Genomic DNA, 13441 nt, shown 5'->3' on the forward strand with positions numbered 1-13441 from the left:
CGTTATATTTTTTCCAGGAGATTTCCCATGTTGCTAGCAGACAAAACCGTGATCATCACCGGCGCCTCCCGTGGCATCGGCCGCGCTGCCGCCCGCGAATGTGCACGCCAGGGCGCCCGTGTGGTGATCGGCCATAGCGCCAGCACGCAAGGCACCCAGGCCGCGCTGTCGTTGATCGAGGAGATCCGCGCGTTCGGTGGCCAGGCCATTGAAGTAGGCGGTGATGCCGCCGACCCGGACACCGGCGACAAGCTGGTGGCGGGGGCAGTCGAGGCCTTCGGCAGTGTCGATGTGTTCGTCAACAACGCCGGGATCTGCCCGTTCCATTCGTTCCTCGACATGCCGCGCGAGGTCTACCTCAAGACGGTCAATACCAACCTCAACGGCGCCTACTTCGCCGTGCAGGCGGCGGCCAACCAGATGAAGAACCAGGGCCGTGGCGGCGCGATCATTGCCGTCAGTTCCATCAGCGCCCTGGTAGGTGGCGGCATGCAGACCCACTACACCCCGACCAAGGCCGGCCTGCATTCGTTGATGCAATCCTGCGCCATCGCCCTGGGGCCTTATGGCATTCGCTGCAACTCGGTACTGCCGGGCACCATCGCCACCGACATCAACAAGCAAGACCTGGCTGACGCAGAAAAACTCGCCTACATGACCTCCCGCACACCCCTGGGCCGCCTGGGCGAACCGGACGACGTCGCCGGGCCGATCGTGTTCCTGGCCTCGGACATGGCGCGCTACGTAACCGGCGCCTCGTTGCTGGTGGATGGCGGGTTGTTCGTCAACTTGCAGTAACCCCCGACACCGCCCCCACACACCAAAGATCCAATGTGGGAGCGGGCTTGCTCGCAATAGCAGTGTGTCAGTCAGCCGATTCATCACTGAACCACCGCCATCGCGAGCCAGCCCTCTCCCACACTGGAGGTCTGTGTGTACCTGGAATTTGTGTTTTACCCCGGATAACAACAATAAAACCAAGGAGCACTCATGCGCATCAACCTCCCCCTGGCCCTGCTATGCAGCACGGTTTCCACCTGCGCCCTGAGCGCCGGCCTGCTGGACCCTGCCTCCCCGGCCATGCTCGGCGACTGGAACGGCCTGCGCCCGCGGCTCGCCGAACAGGGCTATGACTTCACCCTCAAATACGTCGGCGAAGTGGGCTCCAACCTCGGCGGCGGCTATGACTCCCATATGACTGCGCGCTGGAGCGATCAACTGATCCTCGGCGTAACCATGGACCTGCAAAAACTCTGGGGCTGGCAGGACGCAACCTTGCGCATCGGCATCGGCGAGCGCCATGGCAAGGACATTACCAATGATCGCGTACATCACCCCGACGCCACCGGCCTGACCTCGACCATGGAAGTGTTCGGCGGCGGCAATGCCTGGCGCCTGTCACAGTTCTGGTACGAGCAGAAGTTCTTCGCGCGCAAGCTGGCCGTGAAACTGGGGCGCTTCGGCCATGGCGAGGACTTTGACCAGTTCCCCTGCGAGTTCCAGAACGTGACCCTGTGCGGTTCCCAGGAAGGCAACTGGAATGGCGTGTGGAACAGTTTCCCCATCAGCCAATGGGCGGTGCGTGCCAAATACCAGTTCACCGACGTGTTCGCGGTGCAGGTTGGCGCCTACGACAAAAACCCTGGCAACGCCGAGGCGAGCAATGGCTTCAAGCCGTTCATCAGCGGCTCCCAAGGCACCAGCTTCCCTGTCGAAGCCATCTGGAAGGGGCGCATCGGCGGCCTCAGTTCGGAATACCACGCCGGCTACTACTACGCCAATGCCGACACCCAGGACATGCTCAAGGACGCTGACGGCAACTATGCAGCCAGCAGCCAGAAACCCTACCGGATGTATTCGAGCAATGCCGGCTGGTGGTTGTCGGGCCAACAGCAACTGACCACTGTCGATGGCAACGACAAACGCGGGCTCAACGTGTTTGCCAACCTTGCCATGAACGACCCGGACAAAAGCATGATCAAGAGCCTGGTGCAGGTCGGCCTGATCTACCGAGGCCCCTTCGACGCGCGGCCGCATGACACTTTTGGCGTCGGTGCGTCGAAACTTAAGGTCAGTGACCGCTATACCGACAACACCCAGGCACTCAACGCACGCACGGGTGTGACGGGCATAGGGGATCTGCCTGAGCAGCGGCGCGAATACAGCTACGAGGTCAACTACGGCGTGCAGGCCACCCAGTGGCTGATGGTGCGGCCTAACCTGCAATATGTGAAATATCCGGGTGGGGTGACGCAAACCCGTGGAGCGGTGGTGGGTGGGGTGCAGTTTATTGCCGATTTCTGAGGGTTGGGGGAATGCAAAATTGCATCCCCCTTGCAAGAGTGGGCTTGCCAGCGATAGCGGTCAGTCAACCAATACCGCCATCGCGGGCAAGCCCGCTCCCACAGGTTCGGCTGCCAGGCGGCCCAACCTCATCACTGCCCCTCAAGCAACGCCGGCTTGCCCAACTCCCCTATCTTCTCCAGCCGCGCCCGCACGATGTTGCGGCTGATATTGAGCAAGCGCCCGGTCTGCAATTGGTTGCCATGGCAGTAGCGATACGCTGCACGAAACACGGTTTCTTCAATGTGCTCGTAAAGGTCCGGGATGTTCTGCTCGAACAGTGCATTGAGCGCCGCTTCCAGGTCCACCGGGCCGCTGGGGGCCGGCAGGGCGTGGTTGGCTTCGTCCTGGCGGATGCCGGACGAGCGCATGTCCACCAGGTGCAGGTCCGCAGGCTGCACCCGTTGGTTGCGGCACACCAGCAAGGCGTGGTGGATGGCGTTCTCCAGTTCGCGAATGTTGCCCGGCCAGCTGTGCTCGAGCATTTTGCGCTCGGCTTCCGGGCTCAGGCTTGCGCGGTTGTAGCCCAGGCGCTGGCAATGTTCTTCGAGGAAAAACTCCGCCAGGGGCAGGATGTCGCCGGGGCGTTCGCGCAGTGGCGGCAGGCGGATGGTCGCGACGTGCAGGCGGTAGAACAGATCCTCGCGAAAATGCCCGGCGACCACCGCGTCGGCCAGGTTGACGTTGGTGGCGGCCACCAGGCGCACATTGATCGGGATCGGCGTGCGCGAGCCCAGGCGCACCACTTCGCGCTCCTGCAACACCCGCAGTAACTTGACCTGCATGTTCAACGGCAAATCGCCAATTTCATCGAGGAACAACGTGCCGCCGTTGGCCGCTTCGAACCAACCGGCCTTATGGGTGGTGGCGCCGGTGAACGCACCTTTTTCATGGCCGAACAACTCGCTCTCCACCAGGGTTTCGGCAAAGGCCCCGCAGTTCACCGCCACAAACGGTTCGCGGCCGCGCCGGCTCAGGTTATGGATGTGCCGCGCCACCAGTTCCTTGCCGGTGCCCGTTTCGCCAATGATCAAGGTATTGGCCTCGCTGGGCGCCAGGCGCTCGATCCGCGCCAGCAATTCCTGGGAGCGCGGGTCCTTGAACACCAGCACGGTGGCACGCACCGACTTGGTCAATTCGCGGGCATTGGGATGAGTGATCAACGACATGGTGCATTCCTGGCAGTAAAAGCGCGTGCTCAATAGTGCATGAAGTTTTCTAGACCATTTAATTATTAATTCGTATTTATATATTCCCATATCGCATATACCAACACTGCACGCCACGGCTGCTGCTGGAGCAGCAACCGGCCAGCAGTTGCCTGTCTATCCATCAACAACCGGGCGTGCGCCAGCGCCCCGCGGTAAACGCTACAGGCCACGGTTGTTGGGGCTCTGAGGGCATTCGAGCGACGCTGGCATGCAATCTGCTCTCTCCCTCCCAACACCCTCCCCTGGAGGAGCCGGCTTGCCGGCGATGGCGTGCGGTTAAACGCTGCAAGGCTCAACGGCCTCATCGCCAGCAAGCCGGGCTTCTACCAGGGCAGGTCTTCAAATTGGCAGGGGAATCTCGATGAATAAATGGATCGCCGCATTGTTCGCTGTGCTGGTCAGCACGCTCGCGCTGGCGCAGCCGCCAGCCTCGGTAAAAATCGCCATCGTCGCCTACACCCAGGGCGGCAAGCCGGTATTCGGTGGGATCGCCGGGCGGGTGATCGAGGATGGCTGGCTGGAAACGCAACTGCGCGAGCGCGGGGTCAAGCTGCAATGGATCGCCCTGCCCCACGCCGGCGCCGGCCCGCAGATCAACGAAGGCTTCAGCAACAACACCCTGGACTTCGCCGTGCGCGGTGACCTGCCCTCGGTGATCGCCGGAGCCGGTGGCGTGCCGGGCAAGTTGATCGTGCCCGGCGGCAGCGGCAATAACATCTACCTGGTGGTGCCCGCCGGCTCCAGCGCCAACAGCATCGAAGACCTCAAGGGCAAGCGCCTGGCCCTGCACCGTGGCCGCCCCTGGGAGTTTGCCTTCAGTAACTTCCTGGCGAGCAAGGGCCTCAAGCTCGACGACTTCAAGATCGCCAACCTCAACCCGCAAGTCGGCGCGGCGGCGGTGTCGGCCGGCAAGGTCGATGCAGCGGTGCTGTTGAGCGAGGCCTATGCCCTGGAAGACAAGGGCGTGGGCAAGATCATCTGGTCGACCAAGCAAGGCAGCAACGACTGGCGGCTGATCTCCGACCTGTGGGGCACCGACGCCTTTGTGCAGCAGCACCCGGATATCACCCAATTGCTCGCCACGGCCTGGGTCAAGGCTGCCTGGTGGATTTCCCAGACGCAGAACCAGGACGCCTATTACCAATTGTCTTCGCGCGCCGGCACCGCTGAAAGCGTGCTGCGCCGTGATGACCAGGACGACCCGGTGGCCTGGCAAGAACGCTGGGCGCCGAAAAGCGACGCGCAGCTCAAGGCCCACTACCAGGCGCTGACGGCCTACGCCCTGGCCAACCACCTGATCCGCGACCACTACGACATCAGCCCGTCCCTGGCCACCGGCTTTACCCGCCAGGCCCTGATCGACCTGCAACTCACCGACTACTGGCCTGCCCTGCGTGGCCAGGTCAGCACCCAACCTTGATAGGGAAATTACCGATGAATCTGCCCCGCTCCTTCGCCTTCGGCCTCAGCATCCTGGCACTGTCCATGAGCGCCCTGGCCGCCGACGTGCACCCGCCCAAGCCCGACCCACTGCAAGGCGATGGCCGTGTCTCGGCGTTCTACACCTGGGAAAAAGTCATCCCGGCCACCCCCGGCAAACTGCTGCGCAGCGAACCCTTGGAAAAAACCCTGAGCCTGCCCAATGCCGCCAGTGCCCAGCGCATTCTCTATACCTCCACCGATGGCATCGATAACAAAACCCCGGTGGTGGTCTCCGGCACCCTGTTCCTGCCCAAGGGCAAGGCTCCGGCCGGCGGCTGGCCGGTGGCCAGTTGGGGGCATGGCACGGTCGGGGTCGCTGATGTGTGCGCGCCGTCGTGGCAGGGCCGTTCGTACCGTGACGTGCAGTACCTCAGCCGCTGGCTGGATGAAGGGTTTGCCGTGGTCGCCACCGATTATCAGGGCCTGGGCGTCACCGGCGGGCATCCGTTGCTGAACAATCGCATGGCCGCCTACGGCATTCTCGATGCGGCCAAGGCCGTGGTGGCGGGCGTGCCTGGGCTGGCGAACAAGGTGCTGATTGTCGGCCAGTCCCAGGGCGGCGCCGGCGCGTTTGCCTCGGCCGCATATGCCGCCACCTATGCGCCCGACCTTGGGGTCAAGGGCAGCATCGGCACCGGGGTGATCTACACCGTCGGCGCGAAAAACGTGGGTGAACAGGACCCCAACAAGGTCGACGCGTCCCTGGCCTACGGCTTCTATACCTTGCTCGCGGCCCAGCAATATGACCCGAGCATCGACCCCCGGGACTTCTATACCGACAAGGCCCTGCCGCTGTTCGAGCAGGCGCGCACCAGTTGCCTCGCGGCTCTGGTCAGCGACGTCGAAGGCATCGGCCTGACCCCGGCCAACGCGAAGAAGGACTACCAGGGCAAGCAGCTCGCTCCGTGGCTGGCGCAAGTGTCGTACCCCACCCTGAAAACCGCACAGCCGGTATTTATCGGCACCGGCGCCGAGGACAAGACCCCGGCGGCGTCCACCCAAGTGGCACTGATGCAGGACGCGTGCAAAGCCGGCTCCATCGTCGAGGGCCACCTGTACAAGGGTCTGGGCCATAGCCCGACGGTCAATGCCTCGCTGAAGGACTCCGTGCCTTTCGCCCACAAGGTCATCAACGACCAACCGATCACGCCGATCTGCAATCCCAGCGTGCAATAAGCCGGAGGTTTTCATGAGCATCGAATTCTTCACCCGCCTGCCACTGCACGGCGAGACCCAGTTTTTGCCCGGCGACCCGCGCAACCGTGGCGACTGGCATCGGGGCGGCGCCAGTACCGGCGCGGTGTCCGGCTTCAGCGTCGGCGATCACTTCACTTATATCGACTACCTCGGGCAAATCGCCAAGGCCGCCGAAATCAATGGCTTTGGCGGCGCGCTGATGGTCAACGCGCCCACCGGCGAAGAACCGTGGACGGTGTGCTCGCTGCTGGCCCGGGAAACCCGCACCCTGCAGTTTGTCACGGCGTTCCAGCCCTACCACTACACCCCGTGGGTCGCGGTGCAACAGGCTGCCACCTACCAGCGCGCCACCGGCAACCGCCTGGTGTGGAACATCATCAACGGCGGTTCGGACGCCATCCAGCGCCAGGTCGGCGATTTCAGCGACCACGACGAACGCTATGAGCGCGCCACCGAGTTCATGGATGTGGTCAAGGGCTATTGGCACAACGAGACCTTCCACTACGACGGCAAGTTCTACAAGGCCGATGGTGGCGGGCTGCGCGGGCCGTTGAAGAAGGCCGAGCTGCCGCTGATCTGCACCGCCGGCTCGTCCATCGCCGCCCGCGAGTTTGCCGCCAAGCATGCCGATTTCTACCTGATGCGCGCCGAGCATCCCGACGAAATCGCGGCATTGATCGCAGACTTGCGCGAGCGCGCCTTGAGGTGGGGGCGCACGGATATCCGCTTTGGCCTATCGATTGACGTCATCACCCGCGAAACCGAGGAACTGGCGCGCACCGAAGCCAAGCGTTTCTTCGACGAGGGCATCGCCCGTGGCGCGGTCAAGGCCGTGGCCGCCCACGCGGGCCTGCGCACCGCGCGCAAGTTGAGCTACGAGCAAGGCTTTGCCGAGAAAAACGAAACCCAGGGCTTCGAGGACTTTTTTATCCATCCCAATGTGTGGACTGGCTTCGGCTACATCGGCATCCCGCCTGGCTGTGCGCTGGTGGGCAGCTACGAGAACGTGGTGGCGCGGATCCGTGAGTACAACGCCATTGGCATCGACCTGTTCTTCCTTGCCGGCTACCCGCACCTGGAAGAAGCCTATCGCCTGGGCGAGCACATCCTGCCGCACTTTCGCAATGAACGCGCCGAACTAAGCCGCGCCCCGGAACCCGTGCGCGCGCTGCACTCGGCCAATGGCGGAGCCTGACACCATGACCTTACTGCTCAGCCGCCGGGACTTTCTCGGCTACAGCGCCACCGTCGGCGGCGGCCTGCTGCTGGCCGGTTGCGGTCCCGCCGACACACCGGCAGCCGGCCTTGCCAATGACCAGCCGCGTTACGGTGGGCGCCTGCGCCTGGGGATCCTCGACGGCAACCAGAGCGGCAACCTCGATGCCCACAAGCCCATTGGCAGCGGCATCGTGCGCGGCTTTGCGCTGTACAGCAAACTGTGGGAATGGGACGAGCAGATGCAACCGCGCCTGGCCCTGGCCGAGCTGGCAGAGCCGAATGCCGACGCCAGCGCGTGGACCCTGCGCCTGCGCCCGGGCCTGGAGTTTCACAATGGCAAGACCATCGACGCCGATGACCTGATCTTCTCGATCCGCCGCCTCACCGACCCGCAGCTGGCTTCGCCCTATGCCGCGCTGTTGCACTGGGTGGACCGCGACAACCTGGTCAAGCTCGACAACCGTACCGTGCGCCTGAGCTTTCGCGACGGGCGCAGCTACCTGCCGCTGGCGGAAACCTGGGTCAACTTCGGCGGGATCGTGCCGGTGGATTACCACCCCGTCACCAACCCGGTGGGTGCCGGGCCCTACAAACTCAAGAGTTTCACCCCCGGCCAGCGCTCGCTGTTTACCCGTTTCGAGAACTACTACAAGGACGGCAAGCCCTACGCCGACGAGCTGGAAATCATCGACTTCAAGGATCAGGTGTCACGCCTGGCCGCCCTGCGCGCCGGGCAGATCGACATGGCCAACGTGCTGCCCACCGAGCAGTTGCCGATCCTGGCCAAGGACCCGCGCCTGCAGGTGATCAAATCGGTGAGCGGCAATTGGCTGTCGTTCGATATGAACCTGGACAAGCCGCCGTTCAACGACCCCAGGGTGCGCGAAGCCTTGCGCCTGATGGCCGACCGCGAAGAACTGGTGCGCCGCGCCCTCAACGGCCAGGGCCGGGTGGCCAATGACCTGTATGCGCCCAGCGACCCGACCTTCAACCACAGCCTCGGCCCGCGCCCCTACGACCCGCAACGGGCAGCACAACTGCTCAAGGCAGCGGGCCAGGAGAACCTTGAAGTGGAGCTGATCACCACGCCCGGCACCGGTTTGAGTTCGGCCCTGGTGCTGGCCGAACAAGCCAAGCGCATTGGCGTGACCCTCAAGGTCAAGCAGGTGGACCTGGCGACCTTCCAGGGCCCGCAGAAAAACGACTGGGCGCTGAGCACCGGCGGCAGCATCGGCGCGCCGTTCCTCGCCAGTGCGATTCACACCGATGCACCGTTTGCAGTGTCCAATAAAACCCACTTCCACGACCCGCAGTTCAGCGAACTGTTCCTGGCCGCCATGGCCCAGCCCGACCTGGAAAAACGCAAGGCACTGGTGCATCAGGTGCAGCAGATCCAGTACGAGCGCGGTGGCATGTTGATCTGGGGCTATGCCGACCTGCTCGACGGCGTGTCCACCCGCGTTGGCGGCGCACAGGCCGAAGAGTCGCTGTTCAGCACCTGGCGCTTTGAAAAACTCTGGCTCAAAGACAGCGCCTGACGCCCCTGTAGGAGCCGGCTTGCCGGCGATGGCGTCCTTGAAAACACAGCAAACCTCAAGGGCCTCATCGCCGGCAAGCCGGCTCCTACAGGGGGCCATCCTTTTATTTTTTGATGAGGCATTTTTGCCATGCACGCTATCGCCTTGCGTTTACCCCTGCTGCTGGCGGCAGGCCTGCCAATCCAGGCCTTTGCCGCCGATACCCAACTGCAAACCGTAACCGTGCAGGCCAGTGCCAGCGCGTCCGAGGACGACGCCCTGCCCACCCGCCCACCGACCTCGGTCTATGGCGGCACCGAAACCAAGGTGCTCGACACGCCACGCTCAGTTGTGCAGATCAATGCCGAGCAGTTGGCCAACGACTCGATCCGCAGCGCCGACGACCTGGTCAAATATGCCCCCGGCATCACCCGCGGCGGTGGGCAGAACGCCGGGATTGCCCCGCAGTTCCGCGCCCAGGGCTCGGAAGTGTTCCAGGATGGCCAACGCGCTTATGGCGTGCGCCATCCGGCCAATTTCAACGCCTATGAAGGCGCCGATATCGTCGCCGGGCCTTCGTCGGTGACCTATGGCTCGGTGTCCGGCAGTGGCGGCTACGTCAACTACCTGAGCAAGAAACCCGACTTCAACCAGTTCAAGACCAGGCTCAGCGGCGAAGTGGGCTCGTGGATACCCGATGGCACCTCACGCAGCAGCGGCAAGTTCAGTGTCGATAACACCGGCCCGCTCAGCGACAACCTGGCCTATCGCCTGAGTATCACCAAGCAGCGCCAGGAGGATTTCTACGACAACGTCGACAACAATTTCGACGCGTTCTACGGTGCCCTGGCCTGGCGCAATGACAATGTGCGGGTGGACTGGAACGCCAGCTACGACGATTACTACGACTACAACATCACCCACGGCTGGAACCGCGCAACCCAGGACCTGGTGGACCACGGCAAGTATTACGCCGGCCGCGCCACACCGATTATCCAGAACGGCAACACCCTGTGGTCGCCGGTCCTGGCCTCGGGGGCCGCCGATGCCCCGACCCTGGGCTGGGTGCAGCGCCAGCGCAATGCCCAGGGCCAATACGCCGTGGTCGATGGCAGCTTCCAGAATGCCTCGCCCAACACCCAGGCCAACCCCGGCAGCCTGCGCGGCTGGGTATATGACCCCACGCTGGCAGGCAATGGCGAACGCTCGTTATCGTCGCAAACCGGGCAACGCAAGGAGGACGAAAGCAGCTCCCGGCGCTTTACCACGCAACTGCGCATCGAGGCCGACCTGTCGCCGACCATCACCGTCGCCAACAGCACGTTCTACCAGCGCTCCCGGGACACCACCGACGCGGTGGGCGCGTTCCAGGTGCAGTCCAAGGACAATATCTTCGACAACCGCTTTGAGTTTCGCTCACGCAATGAAACCCGCCTCGGCCCCTGGACCCTGCGCGATGACAGCAACAGCGGGCTGATTTACCGCCGTGAGTCCAACCAGTCGATTGCCGCCAACAACAGCTTCGGCTCGACCATCAACGCCTATGACCTGACCCAAAACCCGTCCGGCAAGAACCCCGGCGACCTGCTGGGCCTGACCGGTGCCAACCCGGCCGGCGGCAATGGGGCGTGGATCGGCCAACCGGGCGTCGCGCAATACTCCAACTACTACGGCTGGTTGAGCCTGCCGGCGATGTTCCCGGCCGGGCATGGGTTGTACGCCGAGTCGGTAGCGCCCTACACCGCCGAAAGCACCTGGGTCACCAAAACCCTGTTCAGCCAGCACAACCTCAAATATGGCGATTACCTGGGCTTGAATATCGGCGCCAGCCGCAGCTGGATCGAAGCCGAGATCGAGAACCCGTTCGTGCTGGCCGGTGGCAATCGGCGCCAGGACAGCGACAACTACCGCCTGTTTGCCTTCCAGCTCAGCCCCTACGTCAAGCCCACGGACAACACCACGCTCTACTACACCTTCGACCGTTCGCTGGCCGTCAACACCGGGTTCTTTTCCAACGGCCTGGGCTGGGGCAGCGGCACTGGCGCCAACCAGCTCAACCCGCTGGCGTTCCAGAGCCTGAGCGTGTTGCACGAAGTGGGGGTCAAGGTCGAGGCCGTGCCCAACGAGCTGTTCATGACCCTGGCCGCCTTCAAGCAGGCCCGGGACCAGGCGCCCGACAGCAATAACAACATTGCCAGGCTGATCATCAAAGGCGTCGAGGCCACCGTGCGCTACCAGCCCGACGAGCATCTGCGCAGCGGCCTGAACCTGTCCAAGCTCAATGCCTACAACGAATTCACCTCCCAGGCCGGCTTTGCCTCCGCCGGGTTCATCCCCGACAACGGCACCGTGTTTGGCGATAACAACAGCCTCAACCAGCGCGCGTCCGGGCGCTTTGATGCGGTGCAGATCCCCGAATACACCGCCAGTGGCTATGTGGATTATCGCTTCGACTCGGGCTTGGGTGCCGAACTGTCCGGCTGGTGGACCAGCAGTTGGTACTTGAACCTGAGCAAGACCGTGAAGATCCCCAACGAATACAACCTCGACCTTGCCGTGTACTACCGCCAGCCGCAGTGGAGCACCACCTTGCGCGTGCTGAACCTGACCAACGAGCTGAACTTCGTCAGCGGCCTGGCCGGTTCCACCAATACCTTTTTGCAACCCATGCCTGGCCGCACTCTGCTGGCCCAGGTCGACTATCAGTTCTGACCGGAGCACCCCATGTCCATTGAATTTGTCGGCATGATTTTCCCTCGCCAGTGGTCCGAGACCCGTGGCGTTCGCAGCCCCGACTTTGACCTCGATTTTATCCGCCACCATGCGCGCGCCCATGAGCATGCGGGCTTTGACCGCGTGCTGATCGCCAGCGGCCCCGGCAGCGCCGACAGCTTGCAGATCGCCGCGTATGCGGCGGCCCACACCGAGCGCCTGGGTTTCATGATCGCCCACCGGCCGGGCCTGACCCCGCCGACGGTCGCCGCCCGCTCATTCGCCACCCTGGATCACACCACCGGTGGCGGGCGAATCCGCCTGCACGCGATTACCGGGATCACCGCCGAACCCCAGGAAGGTGACTTCCTGCTGGACAAGACCGCGCGCTACAAACGCACCGATGAGTACTTGGAGATTGTGCGGCGCACCTGGACCGCCGAAGAGCCGTTCGACTTCGAGGGCGAGTACTTCAACATCAAGGGCGCGTTCTCGCCGGTCAAGCCCTTGCAGCAGCCCCATATCCCAATCTCGTTTGGCGGCTCGTCGGACATTGCCTATCAGATTGCGGTCAAGCATGCGGACCTCTACGCGCTGTGGGGCGAACCGTTGAGCGGCGTCGCCGAACAGATCGGCAAGCTCAAGGCCGCCGCCAGCGCGGCGGGGGTGCAGGCGCCACGGGTGAGTTTGTCGGTGCGCCTGATCCTGGGCGCGACCGAGGAACTGGCATGGCAACGGGCCGAGCAGATCCTCGCGCAGATCAAGGCCAACCCGCAGTTTGCCGCAGGCAGCCCGTGGCAGAAACGGATCAAGGGCACCGGCTCCGAACGCCTGCTGGCCGCCGCCGCCCAGGGCGACCGCCACGACCGCGCCCTATGGATGCCCACCGCCACCGCTGTCGGTGCCTACGGCGACACCACCGCCCTGGTCGGCACCCCGGAAACCGTGGCCCAGGCGTTGCTCGACTATGTGGACCTGGGAGTGACGACCTTTCTCAACCGGGGATACGACCCGTTGTACGACACAGTGGATTACGGACGCTGGATCATTCCGGCGGTGCGTGAAGAAGTACGGCGGCGGCAAGCCGCATATGCATTGTAGGAGCCGGCTTGCCGGCGATTGCGTCGGTAGATTCAAACCCATATCGCGTCCCACAACGGATAATCATGCACCCGCGTTACCAACCCGGCCCTCAACGGGTTGGCGACGATGTAGCGGGCGACTGTCGCAAGGTCCTCCTCACGGCGAATCGCTCGATCATGGAAACCCTTCTGCCAGAACCGACCTGACCGGCCCATACGCGCGTTCACCGCGCGAGCGCTGCGGGATTTGGTGGCAAGCATCAGCGCAGGGAGAGTGCTTTGCTTGAGTTCGATCAGCCAATGAAAATGATCAGGCATCACCACCCAGGCCAGGGAGTCGGCGAGGCCTTCGATCTGTGCGTGGCGAAATTCATGCACAACCAATCGGCCAACACACCAGTCGGCAAAGACCGGTGCGCGATGTTGAGTGACGGCGGTAAGTAGGTAGATCTGACCAGATTGAGAATAGCCGCCATTGCGCAGATTTTTAGCGTGAGGAAGTGTGGACAATCCTTTGTCCTCCTGTTGGAAATACAGAAGGGAAAGGCTAGTGCGGGGAATGCAAGAGTGAGGTGTGGCATTGACGCAGGATGTGTCCGTGAGGGCGCGATCGCCGGCAAGCCGGCTCCTACAGGAGTATGCATTTGCATTGTAGGAGCCGGCTTGCCGGCGATCACCG

General features: G+C 63.3%; 10 protein-coding genes. 8 read left to right on the forward strand and 2 right to left on the reverse strand.

Translation table 11 applies throughout. From position 1 onward, the window contains the following. Positions 1-27: 27 nt before the first annotated feature. Together lra1 and AC19YY_RS13115 are read left to right on the forward strand one after the other, a co-directional pair. Complete coding sequence (gene lra1 / locus AC19YY_RS13110; protein WP_169953168.1) at positions 28-798, forward strand: L-rhamnose 1-dehydrogenase Lra1; 771 nt, start codon at positions 28-30, stop codon at positions 796-798. 192 nt (positions 799-990) lie between these two features. Beyond that, positions 991-2304, forward strand: coding sequence for a carbohydrate porin (locus AC19YY_RS13115; RefSeq protein ID WP_172311561.1), 1314 nt, complete (start codon positions 991-993; stop codon positions 2302-2304). Positions 2305-2435: 131 nt separating this feature from the next. Here the strand turns inward: AC19YY_RS13115 and AC19YY_RS13120 are convergent, their stop codons facing one another. Next, entirely contained in the window at positions 2436-3512 is a 1077-nt protein-coding gene (locus AC19YY_RS13120) for a sigma-54 interaction domain-containing protein (RefSeq protein WP_169953164.1), read from the reverse strand. Between the two features lie 403 nt (positions 3513-3915). On the opposite strand from AC19YY_RS13120, the gene AC19YY_RS13125 reads away from it, so the two are divergent. The 6 genes from AC19YY_RS13125 (at position 3916) to AC19YY_RS13150 (ending at position 12781) form a co-directional block, all read left to right on the forward strand. After that, complete coding sequence (locus AC19YY_RS13125; RefSeq protein ID WP_169953162.1) at positions 3916-4974, forward strand: ABC transporter substrate-binding protein; 1059 nt, start codon at positions 3916-3918, stop codon at positions 4972-4974. A gap of 14 nt (positions 4975-4988) precedes the next feature. Next, on the forward strand, positions 4989-6212 hold the full coding sequence (locus AC19YY_RS13130; protein WP_500604306.1) for an alpha/beta hydrolase: 1224 nt from the start codon (positions 4989-4991) through the stop codon (positions 6210-6212). Between the two features lie 13 nt (positions 6213-6225). Further along, complete coding sequence (locus AC19YY_RS13135) at positions 6226-7428, forward strand: LLM class flavin-dependent oxidoreductase (protein ID WP_169953158.1); 1203 nt, start codon at positions 6226-6228, stop codon at positions 7426-7428. A gap of 4 nt (positions 7429-7432) precedes the next feature. Next, positions 7433-8989, forward strand: coding sequence for an ABC transporter substrate-binding protein (locus AC19YY_RS13140; protein ID WP_500604307.1), 1557 nt, complete (start codon positions 7433-7435; stop codon positions 8987-8989). 129 nt (positions 8990-9118) lie between these two features. Then, complete coding sequence (locus AC19YY_RS13145; protein ID WP_170041275.1) at positions 9119-11680, forward strand: TonB-dependent receptor plug domain-containing protein; 2562 nt, start codon at positions 9119-9121, stop codon at positions 11678-11680. A gap of 12 nt (positions 11681-11692) precedes the next feature. Continuing rightward, complete coding sequence (locus AC19YY_RS13150; RefSeq protein ID WP_169953152.1) at positions 11693-12781, forward strand: LLM class flavin-dependent oxidoreductase; 1089 nt, start codon at positions 11693-11695, stop codon at positions 12779-12781. Positions 12782-12813: 32 nt separating this feature from the next. On the opposite strand, the gene AC19YY_RS13155 is transcribed toward AC19YY_RS13150, so the two are convergent. Next, the gene (locus AC19YY_RS13155) at positions 12814-13272 is read right to left on the reverse strand and encodes an REP-associated tyrosine transposase (RefSeq protein ID WP_500604308.1); all 459 of its coding nucleotides are present in this window, start codon (positions 13270-13272) and stop codon (positions 12814-12816) included. Positions 13273-13441 lie beyond the last annotated feature (169 nt).

This window comes from Pseudomonas sp. MF09156, from assembly GCF_059862305.1.